This window comes from Arthrobacter sp. 8AJ (assembly GCF_902506025.1).
GTDB lineage: Bacteria > Actinomycetota > Actinomycetes > Actinomycetales > Micrococcaceae > Arthrobacter.
In genome coordinates this window covers 2992068-3010052 of the sequence record NZ_LR733289.1, presented here as the reverse complement: position 1 = coordinate 3010052, position 17985 = coordinate 2992068, and the positions used below count along the sequence as shown (strand labels likewise).

16 protein-coding genes are annotated in these 17985 nt (G+C 66.6%); 7 read left to right on the top strand and 9 right to left on the bottom strand.

Going from position 1 to position 17985, the window contains the following annotated elements:
- Nucleotides 1-9: 9 nt before the first annotated feature.
- Nucleotides 10-279: a GlsB/YeaQ/YmgE family stress response membrane protein gene (locus BACI349Y_RS13910; protein ID WP_043452229.1), complete on the bottom strand. Its 270-nt coding sequence runs from the start codon at nucleotides 277-279 to the stop codon at nucleotides 10-12.
- A 199-nt stretch (nucleotides 280-478) separates the two neighbouring features.
- On the opposite strand from BACI349Y_RS13910, the gene BACI349Y_RS13905 reads away from it, so the two are divergent.
- Complete coding sequence (locus tag BACI349Y_RS13905; RefSeq protein WP_159632606.1) at nucleotides 479-1342, top strand: HAD family hydrolase; 864 nt, start codon at nucleotides 479-481, stop codon at nucleotides 1340-1342.
- A 3-nt stretch (nucleotides 1343-1345) separates the two neighbouring features.
- Here the strand turns inward: BACI349Y_RS13905 and BACI349Y_RS13900 are convergent, their stop codons facing one another.
- Both BACI349Y_RS13900 and BACI349Y_RS13895 read right to left on the bottom strand, forming a co-directional pair.
- Nucleotides 1346-2710 carry a UDP-glucose dehydrogenase family protein gene (locus BACI349Y_RS13900; RefSeq protein WP_159632605.1) on the bottom strand — a complete coding sequence of 455 codons (1365 nt, stop codon included), beginning with the start codon at nucleotides 2708-2710 and terminating at the stop codon, nucleotides 1346-1348.
- Entirely contained in the window at nucleotides 2707-3864 is a 1158-nt protein-coding gene (locus BACI349Y_RS13895) for a glycosyltransferase family 4 protein (RefSeq protein ID WP_201302448.1), read from the bottom strand. Before BACI349Y_RS13895 ends, BACI349Y_RS13900 begins: the two co-directional genes overlap by 4 nt.
- A gap of 262 nt (nucleotides 3865-4126) precedes the next feature.
- On the opposite strand from BACI349Y_RS13895, the gene BACI349Y_RS13890 reads away from it, so the two are divergent.
- Together BACI349Y_RS13890 and BACI349Y_RS13885 are read left to right on the top strand one after the other, a co-directional pair.
- Entirely contained in the window at nucleotides 4127-4984 is an 858-nt protein-coding gene (locus BACI349Y_RS13890; RefSeq protein WP_159632604.1) for a DUF2382 domain-containing protein, read from the top strand.
- Nucleotides 4985-5422: 438 nt separating this feature from the next.
- The gene (locus BACI349Y_RS13885; RefSeq protein WP_159632603.1) at nucleotides 5423-6739 is read left to right on the top strand and encodes a cell division protein PerM; all 1317 of its coding nucleotides are present in this window, start codon (nucleotides 5423-5425) and stop codon (nucleotides 6737-6739) included.
- 13 nt (nucleotides 6740-6752) lie between these two features.
- Here BACI349Y_RS13885 and BACI349Y_RS13880 read toward each other — a convergent pair whose 3' ends face one another.
- A complete protein-coding gene (locus tag BACI349Y_RS13880; protein WP_159632602.1) occupies nucleotides 6753-7184 on the bottom strand; it encodes a hypothetical protein in 432 nt (143 codons plus the stop codon).
- Nucleotides 7185-7223: 39 nt separating this feature from the next.
- Between BACI349Y_RS13880 and purN the strand changes: the two genes are divergently transcribed.
- Together purN and BACI349Y_RS13870 are read left to right on the top strand one after the other, a co-directional pair.
- Nucleotides 7224-7814, top strand: a complete 591-nt coding sequence (gene purN, locus BACI349Y_RS13875; RefSeq protein ID WP_159632601.1) for a phosphoribosylglycinamide formyltransferase — start codon at nucleotides 7224-7226, stop codon at nucleotides 7812-7814.
- Nucleotides 7815-7934: 120 nt separating this feature from the next.
- A complete protein-coding gene (locus tag BACI349Y_RS13870) occupies nucleotides 7935-8873 on the top strand; it encodes a hypothetical protein (RefSeq protein ID WP_201302528.1) in 939 nt (312 codons plus the stop codon).
- A gap of 68 nt (nucleotides 8874-8941) precedes the next feature.
- Here the strand turns inward: BACI349Y_RS13870 and BACI349Y_RS13865 are convergent, their stop codons facing one another.
- Nucleotides 8942-10294, bottom strand: coding sequence for an MFS transporter (locus BACI349Y_RS13865; protein ID WP_159632600.1), 1353 nt, complete (start codon nucleotides 10292-10294; stop codon nucleotides 8942-8944).
- A 142-nt stretch (nucleotides 10295-10436) separates the two neighbouring features.
- Here BACI349Y_RS13865 and purH point away from each other — a divergent pair, with 142 nt between their 5' ends.
- Complete coding sequence (gene purH / locus BACI349Y_RS13860; RefSeq protein WP_159632599.1) at nucleotides 10437-12122, top strand: bifunctional phosphoribosylaminoimidazolecarboxamide formyltransferase/IMP cyclohydrolase; 1686 nt, start codon at nucleotides 10437-10439, stop codon at nucleotides 12120-12122.
- Nucleotides 12123-12207: 85 nt separating this feature from the next.
- On the opposite strand, the gene BACI349Y_RS13855 is transcribed toward purH, so the two are convergent.
- Both BACI349Y_RS13855 and BACI349Y_RS13850 read right to left on the bottom strand, forming a co-directional pair.
- Nucleotides 12208-12381 (bottom strand): hypothetical protein, encoded by a 174-nt coding sequence (locus BACI349Y_RS13855; protein ID WP_201302447.1) that lies wholly within the window; start codon nucleotides 12379-12381, stop codon nucleotides 12208-12210.
- Nucleotides 12365-13333, bottom strand: a complete 969-nt coding sequence (locus BACI349Y_RS13850; protein ID WP_159632598.1) for a trypsin-like serine peptidase — start codon at nucleotides 13331-13333, stop codon at nucleotides 12365-12367. The genes BACI349Y_RS13855 and BACI349Y_RS13850 overlap by 17 nt, the downstream gene beginning before the upstream one ends.
- A gap of 329 nt (nucleotides 13334-13662) precedes the next feature.
- Between BACI349Y_RS13850 and BACI349Y_RS13845 the strand changes: the two genes are divergently transcribed.
- On the top strand, nucleotides 13663-15882 hold the full coding sequence (locus BACI349Y_RS13845; protein ID WP_159632597.1) for an NADP-dependent isocitrate dehydrogenase: 2220 nt from the start codon (nucleotides 13663-13665) through the stop codon (nucleotides 15880-15882).
- An 87-nt stretch (nucleotides 15883-15969) separates the two neighbouring features.
- Here the strand turns inward: BACI349Y_RS13845 and BACI349Y_RS13840 are convergent, their stop codons facing one another.
- On the bottom strand, nucleotides 15970-16473 hold the full coding sequence (locus tag BACI349Y_RS13840) for a hypothetical protein (protein WP_159632596.1): 504 nt from the start codon (nucleotides 16471-16473) through the stop codon (nucleotides 15970-15972).
- Entirely contained in the window at nucleotides 16470-17765 is a 1296-nt protein-coding gene (locus BACI349Y_RS13835; RefSeq protein ID WP_159632595.1) for a serine/threonine-protein kinase, read from the bottom strand. Before BACI349Y_RS13835 ends, BACI349Y_RS13840 begins: the two co-directional genes overlap by 4 nt.
- Between the last annotated feature and the right edge of the window lie 220 nt (nucleotides 17766-17985).

Here is a 17985-nt window from a genome sequence, read left to right as displayed (position 1 = left end):
GGAAAGCCGCTACACCCGGCGGCCGCTGCGGTTGGTGACGGCGCCGTAGATCAGCAGCACGATGATCGAGCCGAGGATGGCCAGCAGCCAGGTCCTGATGTCAAAGAATTCGGCCAGTCCGCCGCCGAAGATCAGTGATCCGATCCAGCCGCCCAGGATGGCCCCAACAACGCCGAGGACCATGGTGATCACCCAGCCGCCGCCTTGGCGTCCCGGCAGGATGGCCTTTGCAATGGCTCCAGCAATCAGGCCCAAAATGAGAAATCCGATAATGCCCATGTTGCCACTCCTTGTCAGTAAGTTGTGCCGGGCCCCCATTTCCGGTTCCCTCATTCAATCAGCAGGCTTACTACTCTGCAAGGCTTTCAATATCACAGGATGACTATCAGTTTGACCCGAATTCCGCGAACTTTTCTCCGGCGGTAAAGCGGCTGCCGGTAAGATTGGGTTTCCCTGCATCTGATGAAGGAGCTCCGGCATGTCCAGCCACACCCAGCGGCCGCGTGCCATCTTCCTTGACATCGACGGCACCTACGCTGACCACGGGCTGGCTCCGGAGGCCCACGTGGATGCCGTCCGGACCGCACGGAAGCTGGGCCACCTGGTGTTCGTCTGCACCGGACGTCCCCTGTCCATGGTGCCCGGGCACATCCTCGAAGCAGGATTCGACGGCACCATTACCGGCGCCGGCGCCAGGGTGGAGGTCAGCGGTGAAGTCCTCAAGGACACCCGCTTTGAGCCGGAGCTGGCGGCACGCATCGTCGAAACGCTCGACGCGCACGGTGCGGCCTACATCCTGGAAGCGCCGGAGGCCCTGCACGGCCGGACGGGCGTGGACCGGCGGCTGCGGGAGGTCCTCGGGCCCATCTTTGCCGGCCGGCCGCAGCATGACGGCGTCCTCAGCACGGACGTTGATCCGCTCGAGGACATCCTGGGGCCCATGCAGTACAGCGACGACCTCCGCGCCACGTCCTACGCCAAAATCTCCTGCTTCGACTCGCCGGTGCCGCTGGGCCGCCTGATGGAAACCTTCGGCCCCGGGGTGGGGCTGATTCCCAGCTCGCTGTCGGCGCTGGGCGAGCGTGCCGGGGAGATCTACATGGCGGGCACCCATAAGGCCGTGGGTATCCAGGTGGTGGAGGCCCGGCTCGGCCTGGACCGGGCAGACATCGTGGCCATCGGCGACAGCGCCAACGACGTGGAGATGCTCGAGTACGCGGGCGTGGGCATCGCCGTGGAAGGTGGCCATCCCTCCGTTCTTGCCGTAGCTGACAGGGTTACCGCCGCGCCGGCCGGTGGCGGCGTTGCGCTGGCCTTCGCCGAGCTGGGGCTCCTGGGCTGAACCTCAGTGTGCGGCCGCCGCCAAGGCGCCCGCGGCGGTCCCAAGTCCTCGCACCACCCAGCCCTGTTCCTGCCAGGCGGCAGCATCCAGCACATTGCGCGCATCCAGGACCACCCGGCCTCGTACCTGCTGCCCGGTCGAGGCGGGGCACAGCTGCCGGTACTCGTCCCATTCGGTGAGGAGCAACACCAGTTCGGCGTCCTGGAGCGCCCGCGCCGCGGAGGACTCGAACCGGAGGCGTGGGTAGCGGCGCCACGCAAGGTTCACCGCTTTGGGGTCCGTGACGGTCACATGGGCACCGGCGGCGGCCAGCCGGTCCGCGACATCCAGTGCCGGGGAGTCGCGGATGTCATCGGTATCCGGTTTGAAGGATGCACCCAGCACGGTGATGGAACGCCCGGCGAGCGCCCCGCCGCACAGTTCCGCCGCCAGGCGCACCGTGCGTTCCCGCTGGCCCAGGTTCACTGCATCCACCAGCCGCATCCAGTCCTCCACCGCGGGCACGCCCAGGGTGGCTGCCTGGGTTCGGAAGCTGCGGATGTCCTTGGGCAGGCAGCCGCCGCCGAAACCAAGACCCGCGTGCAGGTACCGGCCACCGATCCGCGGATCCAGCCCCATCGCCTCGCTGAGCTCGGTGACGTCAGCGCCCGCGGCATCGCACAGTCCACCGACGGCGTTGATGAAGCTGACCTTGGTTGCCAGGTAGGCGTTCGCGGCCGATTTGATGAGCTCTGCCGTGGCGAAATTGCAGACCAGCCGCGGGATCCCGGCAGCCAGCAGCGGCTCATAGACGCCGTCCAGGGCCGCCGTCACCCCCAGGGGTGCGCCGGTGGCGGGATGGAAGGCGGCGGCCCGGCCGCCGTCCACGCCGTAGACCAGCCGGTCCGGGACCAGGGAGTCCTTGACGGCGGTGCCCTGCCGGAGGAACTCGGGATTCCAGCCGAGCAGCACATCAGGCCGTGCGGCCAGGACATCCTGAAGCATGTCCACGGTGCCAACGGGCACCGTGGATTTACCGACGACGACGGCGCCCGCGGCCAGGTGCGGCAGCAAGGCCGCCGCGGCGGAGACCAGGAAGGAAAGGTCGGCGGCGTCGGACGTCTTGTCCTGCGGCGTCCCCACGCACAGAAAGTGCACCTGGGCGTCCCCTGCGTCGGCGGGATCGGTGGAGAAGTGCAGCCGTCCGGTGGCGCGGCCGTGCTCCAGGAGTTCATCCAGTCCAGGTTCGTGGAACGGTGCGGCTCCCCGCGCCAGTTGCGCCACCTTGCCGGGGTCGACGTCGATGCCCACCACGGTGTGGCCCATGGAGGCCAGGGTTGCTGCGTGGACCGCGCCCAGGTATCCGCAGCCGATCACGGAAATCTTCATGATGATGCTCCTGCCTTTGAAACCTTTTGTGCTGGTGCGGGCGCCCCCGCGATGACGTCCGCGTAGTGCTGCACCAGTTCCGTGCAGAGCGCGGGCCATGTCCTGTCCTGGACCGAGGCGTGTGCTGCGGCCGCAAAAGCCCGCCGTTTGGCGTCGTCGCCCACCAGGTCCTGCACCCGGGCCCGCATGGCGGACAGGTCGCCCGGTTCGTAGAGCCACCCGGTGCGCGAGTTCTCCACCAGGTCCAACGGGCCGCCCCGCCCTGTGGCCACCACCGGTACACCCGATGCCATGGCCTCCTGGATGGTCTGGCAGAAGGTTTCGAACTCGCCGGGATGGACGAACAGGTCGAACGATGCCACCGCCCGTGCCAGGTCATCACCGCCCAGGAATCCGGTGAAGACTGCCCGGGGGAGTGCCGCCTCAAGGGCTGCCCGCTGCGGGCCGTCGCCCACAACCACAAGCCTGGTGTTGGGAATGCCGGCGAGGGCGGCAAGGTCTTCCACCTGCTTTTCGACCGCCAGCCTGCCCACGTAGCCGATGATCCGTTCCCCGCCCGGAGCCACCGAAGCCCGCCACCCGTCGTCGCGCTTTGCCGGCGAAAACCTCGCGGTGTCCACGCCGCGGCGCCACATGCGCACCCGCGGAATGCCCCGGCCGCGCAACTGGTTCAGCGCGAAGGTTGAGGGCACCAGGGTGCGTGAGGAGAGCAGGTGGATGTTCTCCACCCTGTTCCAGGCCCAGTTTTCCAGGAAGGGAACGCCGTACCGGGCGGCGTAGCTGGGAACTTCGGTCTGGTAGATGGCCACGGTGGGGATGCCCAGCTGGTGCGCAGCCTGTGCGGCACGCCAGCCCAGCACGAACGGCGAGGCAAGGTGGACAACGTCGGGCGCGTACTCGGCAAGGATTCGCTTGACCCGGTACACACCTCCCAGTGCCACCCGCACATTCGTGTAGCCGGCCAGCGGGACCGCGGGCAGCCTGTGCACCTCCGCCCCCTTGACCCGGCCCGCGGCCTCCCCGTCATGTCCGGAAGGCGCGATGACCAGCACCTCGTCGCCGCGCTCCTGGAGGTGGTCCAGGACCCGCAGGATGGAATGGGTGACGCCGTTCATCAGCGGCAAAAAAGATTCGGCAACGATTGCGATCCTCACCCCTCCACCGTGGTTGCCTTCCTTGAAATGACGGGGGAGGAAGCGTTACCTCGAGGAGAAGGCCGGGTGAACAACTGCAGCGGCCCGCCAAAAAAAATTACTAAGTAGGCTTTGCATTTGATGCTAAGCATGCTTACGGTAGTGGGGCAGTCAGCGCAGAGCCTCAAGCAGCCGGGGCGGAAGCCGGATGACGGGAGAATGCCCCGGTCCGGAACATCCACTGCTGGCAGACCCAGTGCAAAGACCATCCAAAGGAGACGTCATGCTCAACAGGGAAAACCTTGAAAACCTGCTCACCAAGGGCGGCAACGTCGTCGGTTCCGACGGCACGAAAATCGGTTCGATCGGTCAGCTGTACGCAGACGATGACACGGGCGAGCCCACATGGGTCACCGTGAAGACGGGGCTCTTCGGTACCTCCGAGTCCTTCGTTCCGGTGGAGGGCGCGCACAACCAGGGCGAAGACCTGGTGGTTCCCTTCACCAAGGAGCACGTCAAGGACGCTCCCCGCGTGGATGCGGACGGCCACCTCACCCCGGAGGAAGAGGACCGGCTCTACACGTACTACGACCGCGGTGCCCGGACCTACACCGAGGCCCGTTCCGGCACCGCCGGGGACGTTGACCTGCAGGGCGACGCCGACCTGAACGCAGGCACCCCCACCGCGGGGATCGGTGCAGGCCGCGACACGTATGACCGCGACGAAACCACACGCGGAACCGTTGGCCACGACACCTCCGGCCCCACCACGGACGACGCCATGACGCGGTCCGAGGAGCAGCTGCACGTGGGCAAGGAACGCGAAGCCACCGGCCGGGCACGGCTGCGGAAGTACGTCACCACCGAAAACGTCACCAAGACCATCCCGGTGGAGCGTGAAGAAGTACGCATCGAGCGGGAGCCCATCACGGACGGCAACCGCGGTGCAGCCTTCGACGGGCCTGCCATCAGCGAAGAAGAGCACGAGGTGGTCCTGCACGAGGAACGCCCCGTCGTTGAGAAGGAAGCCGTTCCCGTGGAGCGGGTCCGCCTGGACAAGGAAGTTGTCCGTGACGACGTCACGGTCAATGAGGAAGTCCGCAAGGAAAACATCGAAACAGACGGCGACACCCGTCGCTGATCGGGACCCGGGGCTCCGGCCCCCAGTTCCGCGGGCAGCCCGGATGAATCAGCTGCCCTGACACGGTGAACGGCGCCGGGAGCCTCCAGGAGGCTCCGGGCGCCGCACTGTTTAAAACGCTGGTGCAGCCGCGCCGGAAGCGGTGGCTGCACCAGCCAGTAGGACGAATATCTTCAGAACTTACGGTTCATCTCTCATTCGCGGCTCCTGTTTTCCCGGTTGACGGTATCCGGGTACACGGCTGGCAGTGTCCACGTCCGGCAGCCAGCAGAAATCACACCATGCCCTCAGCGGGGCGGCGGGTTGTGGTTTCTACCAATTTTACGGCGGGGCAGGGCAAAAAGCGCCGCACGCCGGGGCATTTGATTGGTGATCAGTGGATCCCCGGAGCCTGTCGTTCGCGGGTCCGGCACGCCCGGCGTGACACCATGGAACACGATGAAACTGCGCGCTGATCAGACCGGAGACCGTGGCCTACCCATGCCGTTGTGGCTGCAGGGTGCCCTTGAAGCGGCGCAGGCGGCCATCATTTCGGCCCTGGTGGTCGTGGCGCCCATCGTTGCCGTCTGGGCCACTGCCGGATTCCAGAACGGGCAGTTCGAAGTCCTGGCCCGCCTGGCCGGGCAGTCCTGGCTCCTGGTCCATGGGGTGCCGCTGGAACTTGCCGGCACAGGACCCGGGACTGCCACCCACGGCGGGTCCGGCATCCTGAGCCTGATTCCGCTGGGCCTGACCCTCATCCCTTTCCTCCTGGCCTGGCGCGCCGGCCGGCGGCTGGCCCGCGCCTCCTATACGGACCAGCTGTGGCAGGCGCTGCTTGGCTCGTGGGCAGTGTATGCAGCGTTCGGCGCCGCTACCGGGTTCGTCTGCCGCAGCGCCGACGTCGGCATCAACCTCTGGTTCGCCATGCTGGTTCCCCTGGTCCCGTTCGGGCTGGGAATGGTGGTTGGCGCCCGGAGGGAGGCCGGGTCCTGGAGCCGGCTCATCGGCGTTGACGCGGTGGACTGGATCTCGCGCACCAGCCAGCACTCACGCTGGGCCGGATCGTACTTCGCATCCGCGGCGAAAGCGGGGTCCGTCGCCGTGCTGTCCGCCCTCACCCTCGCCGCAGTCCTGCTGGCGGCAGACCTGTTCATCCACTGGAACCTGGTGGTTTCCGTTTATGAAGCGCTCGACGCCGGCCCGGTGGGAGGTGCCGCCCTCACCATCGCGCAGCTAGGTTTCCTGCCCAACCTTGTGGTGTTCGCCCTCGCCTGGACGTCGGGCGCCGGGTTTGCGATGGGGGCGGGCTCCCAGGCCGGGGCGCTGGGGACCGCCGTCGGGCCGCTTCCGTCCATACCGGTCCTGGCTGCCATCCCGTCGGGGTCCCTGGACTACGCCTTCGTGGCCCTGGTTGTTCCGGTGCTGGCAGGTGTCATGGCGGGATGGTGGTTCCTGCGGGAGGGCGAAAACCACTTCGACGAGTGGCTCGCCATCAAGGTGCATGCCCGCTGGTTCACCGCCACCGTCTCCACGCTGGTGCTCGGCGTGCTCGTGGGCGTGGCGGCGGGCCTGCTGACGGCCTGCCTGGCCTGGATCGCCAGGGGGTCAGCCGGCCTTGGCCGCCTGACGGCCATTGGGCCCGACCCCCTGTGGACCGGCCTGTGGGTGGCTGCCGAGGTAGGCATCGGCGTCGTTGTCGGTTACGCTGCCGGACCGTGGCTGGAGCGGGAGAACACCGGGGCGGCGGAACACGATGCGGAGCTGGTCCACTAGGACCAGGCCGCCGCTAGCGGACCTTGGTGGGCAGGAGGTCCTGGAACTGGGCCATGCACGCATGGGTGGCCCGGTCCGTCAGCGCCCGGCCCAGGCACGCCTGGTACTCGCGCACCTGGTCAAACAGGACCATGGTGGTGACGATCAGCAGCACCATGACGGCGGCCACCACCAGTCCGGAAATGGTGCCGAGGAGAACCAGCCTGGATTCCTTGAGGCGGATTGACCGGACCAGCAGGACGATCCCGAGGACCAGGCCCGCGGCGGTCAGCACGGTCGCCAGCCACAGGTAGCCGACGTCCAGCTGGTACACGAAGAACGATCCGAGGACCGAGACCACGAACATCCGGAACAGGGTGCGGGTCTTGGCAAGGGAGGCTTTCGCCGCCTCGCTGAGCGGGGGCCTGACCTGCTGCTGCCCGCTCCGGCCAGGTTCGCTGTTCATGTTTTCCAGCGTACGCGAGCCTGCACCTAAGCTGGACCAATGCGTATCGTCGTCCTCGTTTCCGGAACCGGGTCCAATCTTCAGGCAGTTATCGACGCCGTCAAGGCCGGGGACCTCGACGTGGACATCGCAGCGGTGGGCGCGGACCGCGAGGGAACCTACGGCGTCGAGCGTTCCGCTGCCGCCGGGATCCCCACCTTCGTGGTGGACTTCAAGGCCTACCCGGACCGCGCGGACTGGAACGCAGCACTGACCCGGGCTGTGGCCGCCTACAAGCCGGACGTGGTGGTTTCTTCCGGGTTCATGCGGATCGTCAGCCCGGAGTTCATCGACGCTTTCCACGGCAAATACCTCAACACACACCCGGCACTGCTCCCCGCTTTCCCCGGTGCGCACGGCGTCCGGGATGCCATGGCGTACGGCGTGAAGGTCACCGGCTGCACCGTGCACTGGGCAGACGCCGGCGTGGACACCGGCCCCATCATTGCCCAGGAAGCCGTGGCCATCGAGGACACGGACACCGAGGAAACCCTGCACGAGCGCATCAAGGTGGTGGAGCGCCGGCTGCTGGTCTCCACCCTGGCCGCCCTGGCGGCAGACCCTTCATTCGCCGCGCCCCAGCCCAACTAGGTCGCGCCAAGTGTCGTTTTACCCCCTCAAAACGACAGCTGGCGCTACCTACATTGTTTGAGTGGGCCGAGCCTGTGGATAACGTCCAGCAAGGACAGTTGCGGCTGCCACCATGGGCTGATGAAGGTTCCTCGTCCCATGCCCGGACAATTTGAGTCGCTGCCGTTCACCTTCCGGGAGGCAGTCGACGCCGGCATCACCCGCCGCCGGCTACGTCACCGCGGCTTGCAGCGGCCCAGCAGGGGCGTCCGGGTGCCGGACTCCTGCGGCCGAACGGATTTGGCCGCTTGCCTCCGGCCCTACACCCTGGTGACGGAATTTGCCGCGGCTTCCCACGCATCCGCTTTTCTGTTGTGGCAGTTTCCAGGGTTCCTGCCAGGCTGCAACGAACCGCTGTTGCATGTCTCCCGTCCCGACACGGTGGCCATCATGCGCCGGCCCGGTGTGAGGGGCCACCGGGGACAGTTTTTCGACGACGAGATTGTCAGCCACCAGGGCCTGCTGGTCACGTCGCGGACCCGGACGTGGCTGGATTGCTCCCGCAAGATGGGCATTGAGGAATTGACTGTTGTTGCAGACCATCTGATCCGATACCCGCGCCCGGAATTCGAAGGCAGATTCGAACCCTATGCAACGCTTGAAGATCTGGCCGAGATGCTGGACAGGCACAAGGGAACACCCGGAATACGCAAGGCCCGTCTTGCCCTTGATTTGGCCAGGGTGGGTTCCGACTCCGCACAGGAAACCAGGTTGCGGCTGGCTCTGGAGTATGCCGGCTTGCCCGAACCTCTACTGAACGTGCCCACGCCGCTGGCCCCCGGCGTCGTACGTCAACCCGACCTGAGCTATCCCGAACAGAAGGTGGCGGTGGAATACGACGGTGAGGGACATTCGGCAGCGGGACAGATTGAGCGGGACATTGCCCGCGAAGAGGATTTCGGACGCGGTGGATGGGTTCTTGTGCGAATCTCAAAGCGGCACATGGAACAAGACGCGAAGCTGGCGGTGGCAAAAGTGCAGCGGACCATGCTGGCCCGCGGCTGGTTGCCCGGAGGCTAGAACCAGGTAGCGCCAAGTGTCGTATTGAGGCTCCAGAACGACACTTGGCGCTACCTGGTTGGGAAAGGTTACTCCAGGCGGGCCTGGCGGGTTTCGGGGGAGAAGAACGCCATCCACAGCACGGAGGCCAGCACCAGGGCACCGGCCAGGGCGAAGGATGTGGCCAGCCCGAGTTCCGGCCAGAAGTAGTTGGCGAAGATCAGCGGCCCAAAACCCGCACCGAGCCGGGAGAATGTGGACGCCCAGCCGAATCCGGTGCCGCGCAGTTCGGTGGGATAGAGCTCGGAGACATACGCATAGAGCACCGGAATGGCCACCTGCACCACGAACCCGAACACCAGCAGCCAAAACACCGCGGCCGTGGGGATGTCCACCACGAATGCCACGATCACCAGGGTCAGCGCGGACAGCGGACCGGTGATGGCAAGGATCCATTTGCGCCCCACACGTTCCACCAGGAGCGCCGCCACCACCACGCCCAGGAAGCCGACGGCGGCCATGGACGCCGTGGTGACGAACGCCTTGTACTCGGCGAAACCTGCGCCGATAAGGATCCTCGGCATCCATGTCAGGGACAGGTAGTACACCAGCAGGATGCTGAAGAACAGGGCCCAGGCGGCAGCCGTGATCTTCCAGTTGAACTGCCACACCGAGCGCAGCTGGGTCCAGGCGCTGCCGGCGGAAAGCCGGGGAACGTCCCGGGCGTCGGGAAGGCTGTAGGCGCGGGGTTCCGCCCCGGTGGCTTCCACCAGCCCATCGATGATTTTGGCGGCTTCTTCCCGCCGCCCCTTCCTGATCAGGAACAGCGGGGATTCCGGCACGCTCCGCCGGATCCAGAAGACCAGCAGGGCGGGAAGCACCATCACCAGCATGGTCAGGCGCCAGTCGCCGTAGAGGGCCACCAGTCCGGCGGAGACGAACCCCGCCAGGGCTGCGCCGATGGGCCACCAGCCGTCCATGGCTGTCAGCACCTTGCCGCGCTGCTTCCGGGGGGTGAACTCACCCACCAGGGCGTAATCCACGGGAATGCAGCCGCCCAGGCCAAACCCGGCCATGAACCGGAAGACGCAGAACCAGATGAAGTCAGGGGCGAACGCGCCCAGGACGGTGAAGACCGAGAACAGCAGCAAGGTGGCGGTGAAGGCCTTCTTGCGGCCCACGGTGTCCGCGATCGTTCCCCAGATGAAGGCACCCAGGGCCATGCCGATCAGGTTTGCGGTACCCACCCAGGCGGCCTCTCCCGCGGAGAGCGACCAGTGCTTGGACAGCAACGGAATCAGGATGCCGTTCAGGGTCACATCCCAGGCGTCGAACATGAAGCCGAGGCCCCCGATCAGGAAGATCCTGCCCTGGACTTTCCATCGCCAGGGCAGTTCCTGGACCACCTGTTCGCCGCTGGGCACAGTGGTGTAAGTGTTCATCGCCGCCTCCTGTTCAAAACTCTAGCCCGCCCCCACGGCGTTCACACTCCGGCTGACACACCGGCCAACCGCGCCTTCGCGATAAACTGGCCCTATCCCCACCAACCGCGGCCCTGTTCCGCGAGATAAGACGGAGACATTTGTGAGCTTCACGCAGCATGAGCGCGTATCCATTGACCGTGTACCCATCCGCCGGGCCCTGATCTCGGTTTACGACAAAACCGGTCTGGAGGAGCTCGCAACGGGCCTGCACGCCGCGGGCGTAAAGCTCGTCTCCACCGGTTCCACGGCCAAGAAGATCGCCGCCGCGGGCATTCCCGTGCAGGAGGTTGAGGAAGTCACCGGTTCGCCCGAGATGCTGGACGGCCGCGTCAAGACGCTGCACCCGCGCGTCCACGGCGGAATCCTGGCGGACCGCCGCCTCCCCGCCCACATGGAAACCCTCGCCAGCATGGACATCGAAGCCTTCGACCTGGTGGTGGTGAATCTCTACCCGTTCGTGGAAACCGTCAAGTCCGGTGCCGCGCAGGATGACGTCGTGGAGCAGATCGACATCGGCGGCCCCGCCATGGTGCGGTCGGCCGCGAAGAACCACGCCGCCGTCGCCATCGTGGTGGATCCGTCCTTCTACGGCCAGGTGGTGGAGGCTGCCGCCGCCGGTGGCTTCGACCTGAAGACGCGCCGCCGCCTCGCTGCCAAGGCATTCGCCCACACCGCTGCCTACGACAACGCGGTGGCCACCTGGACCGCCAGCCAGTTCCTGGACGAGGACGGCGACGGCGTCATCGACTGGCCCGCCTACGCCGGCCTGTCCCTGGAGCGTTCCGAGGTCCTGCGCTACGGCGAAAACCCGCACCAGCAGGCCGCCCTGTACGTGGACAAGGCTGCGCCGATGGGCATCGCCCAGGCGGACCAGCTGCACGGCAAGGCCATGAGCTACAACAACTTCGTTGACGCCGACGCCGCCCTGCGCGCCGCCTACGACTTCGCTGAGCCCGCCGTCGCCATCATCAAGCACGCCAACCCGTGCGGTGTGGCCGTCGGGTCCGCCGATGCCGCGGACCCCATTGCCGATGCCCACGCCAAGGCGCACGCCTGCGATCCGGTCTCGGCGTTCGGTGGCGTCATCGCCGCGAACCGCACCGTGACTGCCGGCATGGCTAACACCGTCAAGGACATCTTCACCGAGGTGGTCATCGCTCCCGGCTTCGAGCCCGAGGCCGTGGAGATCCTCTCCAAGAAGAAGAACATCCGCCTGCTCGCCCTGCCCGAGGGCTACGGCCGCTACCCCACGGAGTTCCGCCAGGTTTCCGGCGGCATGCTGGTCCAAGTCACGGACAAGGTGGACGCTGAAGGCGACAACCCCGCCAACTGGACCCTCGCCGCCGGTGAAGCCGCGGACGACAAGACCCTCGCGGACCTCGCCTTCGCCTGGACCGCCTGCCGGGCCGCGAAGTCCAACGCCATCCTCCTGGCAGAGAACGGCGCCGCAGTGGGCATCGGCATGGGCCAGGTCAACCGCCTGGATTCCTGCCGCCTGGCCGTGGAGCGGGCCAACACCCTGGGTGTCACGGTGGAGTCCGACGTCGACGGTGCCGGCGGCGCTTCCAACGCGAGCGGTTCAGGCGCACCTGAGCGGGCCCGCGGTGCCGTGGCCGCCTCCGACGCGTTCTTCCCGTTCGCCGACGGACTGCAGATCCTGATCGACGCCGGCGTCCGCGCCGTGGTGCAGCCGGGCGGTTCCGTCCGGGATGAGGAAGTCATTGCCGCAGCGAACGCCGCCGGCATCACGATGTACTTCACCGGAGCCCGCCACTTCTTCCACTGATAGCCACGCTTCATCGCGGGCCCGGATTAACGAGACGGCGCCCGTCCCCTGTGCAGGGGACGGGCGCCGTCGTCGTTGTGCTGGTTCAGTCCTGGTCGTCTTGGCCGGGGCCGGGCTCCGGGAGCTGAATCTCCCGGGGCTTCGCCGCCGCCATCCGCTCCTCTGTCCAGTACTCGAGGACTTCCTCGGGGGACTGGTTCAGGTCCACGTGGCTGACGGGATCCTCCTTCGGATCAGGTGCCTTAGGACTTTGCTGCACTGTTGAAGGTTGCCTGGATGACTTTGCCCCAGTACGGGCCGTACATCACCGCTGAGCCGTTGTAGCCATAGCTGTTGATGGAGTTCTGTACGCCGTCTGAGCCGATGCCGATGAACCACGGGCCGCCCGAGGAGCCGCCCGTCATGTCGCACGGGATGCCCTGGGTACCGAACTGGGGGTTGTTCGGGTCATCCGTGGCCGTACCGGTGCAGCTGAACAGTGACGTGCCGTTGAACGGCGAGGCCTGCGGGTAGCCGTACGAGGTGTAGGTCAGGCCCCGTGCCTGGTTGAAGGCAGTGCCAGAGCCGCCGACAACGTCGGTGAGCCGGTCACCGTTGCTGTCCGTATTCACGACGGCGAAGCCGGTGTCGTAGGTCATGTCGCCGTTGGAGGCCCACTGGGTGGGGGCGTACAGGGCCCTGGCGGTCCACTTGCCGTAGGGTGCCGCGCCGTTGTCGTAGGCGGGCACGAAGACGAAGTTGGTGGCGTACGCGCCCGGGCCCTCGTTTACGCAGTGACCGGCGGTAGCCACGGTGCTGCCGTTGGTCGAGGCGACGGCGTTGCCCGAGCACACATAGTTGGTGCCGCCCATGGTGAAGAAGACTTTGCCGATGTGGGAGACGGGATTCTCGCTCTGGGCAATGGTGGGCTTGCCCTTGGTCCCCTTGGTGGAGGAAGGCTTGCCCTTCTCGACCAGGGCGGCGCTGGAGCGGTTGCCGCGGCCCAGCGCCTTGCCGGCCAGGGTGTCACCTGAGACGGCGCTCTGCATGCGCTCCGGAGTCCAGTAATCCGCTGCGCCGTCGGCATTGAGCGTGACGCCGGCCACGGACGGGGCTTCATGTCCATCCGACGGTGCGGGCGCGGCAGAGGCCCCGCCGGCCGAGGTGAGTGCCAGCACGGCGGCAGCCGAGAAAGTCAGGAGGCCGGAAGCCAGAGACCTGGTGCGTGTCATTGTTGTCCTGTCTGAACGGGGTTTGGGCCCTGGATCGGGAGTGACTTAGCGAATTTATCGCCACCGGACAAGTTTGTACACAGTAGTGAGATATCAAATACCGGCTTAGGACCCTTTCACTGCCCCGGCCGCCCCCTTGGTGGCGACGGCGGCCCCGGCACCCGGGCGTGTCCCGCCGTCGGCCGTTCTCCATCGCTGTAATCCTGCCCACCGCCGGGGTAACGCTGGGACTCCGGTACGGTTCAACGCCATGTCCTCGGGTAAGTTGTACATGGTGAAATAGACCGAATTTTTCACAACCAAGCCGACCCACAGGGAGACGCCCGCGCATGTCCAAGATTATCTACACCCACACCGACGAAGCGCCGATGCTGGCTACCTATTCGTTCCTGCCCATCATCGAGGCGTTCGCTTCGACTGCAGGTGTGGAGGTGGAGACCCGCGACATTTCGCTCGCCGGCCGCATCATTGCTGTGTTCGGTGACTACCTCACCCCGGAGCAGCAGATCGGTGACGCCCTTGCTGAACTCGGTGAGCTGGCGAAGACGCCGGAAGCCAACATCATCAAGCTGCCCAACATCAGCGCCTCCATCCCGCAGCTGAAGGCGGCCATCGCCGAGCTGCAGGGCAAGGGCTACGCCCTGCCGGATTACCCGGACAACCCCTCCTCCGACGAGGAAACCGCCATCCGCTCGCGCTACGACAAGATCAAGGGCTCCGCCGTGAACCCGGTCCTGCGTGAAGGCAACTCGGACCGCCGCGCGCCGCTGTCCGTCAAGAACTACGCACGCCAGAACCCCCACTCCATGGGCGCCTGGACCTCCGACTCCAAGACCAACGTGGCCACCATGGGCCAGGACGACTTCCGTTCCAACGAGAAGTCCGTGGTCATCGAGTCAGACGGCACCATCGCCATCCAGCTGGTCCGTGAAGACGGGTCCGTGAAGGTCCTGAAGAAGGCTTTCCCGGTCCTGGCCGGTGAGGTCATCGACGGCACCGTGATGCGCGCCGCCGCCCTGGACGAGTTTTTGAAGGCCCAGGTTGCCCGCGCCAAGGAAGAAGGCGTGCTGTTCTCCGCGCACCTGAAGGCCACCATGATGAAGGTCTCGGACCCCATCATCTTCGGCCACGTGGTCAAGGCCTACTTCTCGGAACTGTTCCAGACTTACGGCAAGCAGCTCTCCGCCGCCGGCATCAGCCCCAACAACGGCCTTGCCGCCATCCTCAGCAGCCTCGAGGACCTGCCGGAAGACGTCCGCGACGGCGTGCAGAACCTGATCAAGAAGGGCCTGGAAGACGGTCCCGCCCTGGCCATGGTGGACTCTGACAAGGGCATCACCACCCTGAACGTCCCCAGCGACGTCATCGTGGACGCCTCCATGCCCGCCATGATCCGCAGCTCGGGCCACATGTGGGGCCCGGACGGCAAGGAAGCGGACACCCTGGCCGTGCTTCCGGACAGCTCCTACGCCGGCATCTACCAGGTGGTCATCGATGACTGCCGCGCCAACGGCGCCTACGACCCCACCACCATGGGCACCGTGCCCAACGTCGGCCTCATGGCACAGGCGGCCGAGGAATACGGCAGCCACGACAAGACGTTCGAGATCCAGGAAGCCGGCAAGGTACAGGTCGTTGACGGCTCCGGCAACGTCCTGATCGAGCACGAAGTCTCCGAGGGCGACATCTGGCGCGCCTGCCAGACCAAGGACGCCCCCATCCGCGACTGGGTCAAGCTGGCCGTCACCCGCGCCCGCGCCTCCCAGACCCCCGCCGTGTTCTGGCTGGACGAGGAACGTGCCCACGACGCCAACCTGATCGCCAAGGTCAACGAATACCTGAAGGACCACGACACCGAGGGCCTGGACATCCAGATCATGGCCCCGGTCAAGGCCACTGCCTTCACCCTGGAGCGCATCCGCAAGGGCCAGGACACCATCTCCGTCACGGGCAACGTGCTCCGCGACTACCTGACGGACCTGTTCCCCATCCTGGAACTGGGCACCAGCGCCAAGATGCTCTCCGTCGTCCCGCTGATGAACGGCGGCGGACTCTTCGAGACCGGCGCCGGCGGCTCGGCCCCGAAGCACGTCCAGCAGCTGCTCAAGGAAAACCACCTCCGCTGGGACAGCCTGGGTGAGTTCCTGGCCCTGGCCGTGAGTTTCGAACACCTGGCCACCACCACGGGCAACGCCCGCGCCCAGGTCCTGGCCGACACGCTGGACCGCGCCACCGGCACCTTCCTGCTGGAGAACAAGTCCCCGAGCCGCCGTGCCGGCGAACTGGACAACCGTGGCAGCCACTACTTCCTGGCCCGCTACTGGGCCGAGGAACTGGCCAAGCAGACGGACGACGCCGACCTGGCCGCCGCGTTCAGCTCGGTCGCCAACGAGCTTTCCTCCAAGGAGGAAACGATCGTGGGCGAGCTGGCCGAGGCCCAGGGCTCACCTGTGGACATCGGGGGCTACTACCGCCCGGATGACGCCAAGGCTTCGTCCGTGATGCGTCCTTCCGCCACCCTGAACAAGGTCATCGCCAGCCTGGCCTAGTACCGGCTGGTAAGGCAGAGAGAAGCGGTGCCCCGGTTTCCACCGGAGCACCGCTTCTTTTGCTTTGTCACTTAGCCTGGGCGCGGTTCAGTTCTTGCCTTTGCCCTTGTCACCGTTGTTCTTGCCGCCGTCCGCTCCGTTGCCGCCGGCACTGCCCTGTGCCGGGGCCGGTGCGGGAGCTGCCTGAGACGCAGGTGCGGGGGAGGGATCCTGGGCTGCCTGGGCGGCGGCAACGCGGGCGTCTTCGGCAGCCTTCGCGGCCGCCGCCTGCGCGGCAACCGCTTCGGTGAGGTCTGCCCGGACGGCGGTGGCCACGGTGGTGATGCTGCGGCGCCGCTCTTCGGAGACCTGGCCCTTCGCCTGGGCAGCCGAAAGGTCCGCTTCGAGGCCCTCCAGTGCCTTGAGCGCGGCTGCGGGATCGTTTTGGGAGGAAGCCTGGGTTACCTCAAGGACCCGCGCCTGGAGCTGTGTTGCCGCTTCGCGCTGCAGCCCGCTCCCAGGGGCGGCACAGGCGTTGAGGAAGGTGGCTGCCAGCAGGGCCGCCACGCAGGCCAGCAGCAGCCGGCCCGGCACGGCCTGCCGAAGGGTCACGGCGCCACGCTCTTTTGAAGTTCCTGCAGGTGGTCGCCCAGGACACCGGTCACCGTGGGGTAGGGGACGACGTCGGCGGGCCGGGCGGAGATGCTCATCATCACCGCGGCAGCGGCTGCGGCAATCACCAGGGCAGCGAGCACCACGGCAAGCCAGATCCGCTGGTTCCGTGAGAGGCGGGGCTTGCCGGCAGCCTTGGCCGGGGAGGGGGTGGCCGCCGTCCCGGAACCGGATTGCCGGACAGAATCAGATGCGGGCGCAGGATCAGATGCGGTCGCAGGAGCCTGGGCCGACGGATCGTCAGAGGACCCCGTCGCTCCGGTGGCCCCGGCTGCCTCCCGGACGTCATCCACCGACTCTTCGGCAGTGATGGTCGGAGGGTGGAAGGGCATGGCCGGCAGTACCCGCGTGGTCTCCGGCACCAGTTCTCCGGGCGTTGAGGCCGGGGAAACCAACGCCTGGCGGAGGGCGGTCTCGATGTCGGCGGCCGATGGCCGCTCCAGCGGCTCGACGGTGGTCATGGAACGGATGAGGTCGGCCCACTCCGCGGGGACGTCGTCGGGAATTTCCGGGGCGCGGTGAAGCCGGGCAACCGCGGATTCCACCGCGCTGCCGGGGTATTCCACGGTGCCCTTGATGCATTCCAGCAGCACCAGCCCGAAGGAGTAGATGTCCGTGGCTGACGACAGCGGCTTGCCCAGGGCCTGTTCCGGGCTGAGGTAGGCGGCGGTGCCCACCATGGTGCCCGTGGCAGTGAGCCGGGTGGAATCCACGATCCTGGCGATGCCAAAGTCCGTGAGTTTGGGCCGCAGAGGCTCGCCGGGCCGGATCTGGACCAGGAGGATGTTGCCCGGTTTGATGTCGCGGTGAATGATGCCCAGACCGTGCACATAGGCCAGCGCGTCCGCGATGCCCGCGCCGATGACGCTCAGCTCTTCAAGGGGTACCCTGCTGTGCCGGATACGGGCGCGCAGGTCCTGGCCCTCCACGAGCTCCATGGTCAGGAACGGCCGGGGCTCATCCGGAATGCGGTCATCGATACCGGCGTCGAAGAGGGTTACCAGACCGGGGTGGTTGAGTGTGGCGAGGAGCCGGATCTCCGCTTCCTGGCGCTTGAGTTCATCCGCGTCCGGGGCCTGCGGGGCGAAGAGCTTCAACGCGACGTCGCGGCCCAGGTTTTCGTCCCGCGCACAGTACACCGATGACATTCCGCCGCGGCCGATGACATCACCCAACCGGTAGCGACCGCCGACAACTTCATTCTTGATGGAGCTAGGCGATTCCGCCACCATGACCGTTCCTCCCGGTGCGCTGCGGCACTGTCGTACCTCAAATTATACGGGCGGTGAGGTGGAAGCAGCGATTGACCAGGCTTTCCCGTTCCGGCACGCCGACGGCCCGGCGGCGATTTTACGAACCTTCGCCGCCGGACCACCGGCTTCAAGGACATGTGTGCTGACGACATGTTTCTTGTGCTGTTGTTGTGTTTCGGGGCTGCTGTCCTCCTTCCGT

Coding starts and splice junctions, on each gene's coding strand:
- BACI349Y_RS13835 (WP_159632595.1), bottom strand. CDS start 17,765: ATGGTGGCGGAATCGCCTAGCTCCATCAAGAATGAAGTTGTCGGCGGT.
- BACI349Y_RS13850 (WP_159632598.1), bottom strand. CDS start 13,333: ATGACACGCACCAGGTCTCTGGCTTCCGGCCTCCTGACTTTCTCGGCT.
- BACI349Y_RS13870 (WP_201302528.1), top strand. CDS start 7,935: ATGAAGGTTCCTCGTCCCATGCCCGGACAATTTGAGTCGCTGCCGTTC.
- BACI349Y_RS13890 (WP_159632604.1), top strand. CDS start 4,127: ATGCTCAACAGGGAAAACCTTGAAAACCTGCTCACCAAGGGCGGCAAC.
- BACI349Y_RS13880 (WP_159632602.1), bottom strand. CDS start 7,184: ATGAACAGCGAACCTGGCCGGAGCGGGCAGCAGCAGGTCAGGCCCCCG.
- BACI349Y_RS13885 (WP_159632603.1), top strand. CDS start 5,423: ATGAAACTGCGCGCTGATCAGACCGGAGACCGTGGCCTACCCATGCCG.
- BACI349Y_RS13865 (WP_159632600.1), bottom strand. CDS start 10,294: ATGAACACTTACACCACTGTGCCCAGCGGCGAACAGGTGGTCCAGGAA.
- BACI349Y_RS13910 (WP_043452229.1), bottom strand. CDS start 279: ATGGGCATTATCGGATTTCTCATTTTGGGCCTGATTGCTGGAGCCATT.
- BACI349Y_RS13905 (WP_159632606.1), top strand. CDS start 479: ATGTCCAGCCACACCCAGCGGCCGCGTGCCATCTTCCTTGACATCGAC.
- BACI349Y_RS13900 (WP_159632605.1), bottom strand. CDS start 2,710: ATGAAGATTTCCGTGATCGGCTGCGGATACCTGGGCGCGGTCCACGCA.
- purN (WP_159632601.1), top strand. CDS start 7,224: ATGCGTATCGTCGTCCTCGTTTCCGGAACCGGGTCCAATCTTCAGGCA.
- BACI349Y_RS13845 (WP_159632597.1), top strand. CDS start 13,663: ATGTCCAAGATTATCTACACCCACACCGACGAAGCGCCGATGCTGGCT.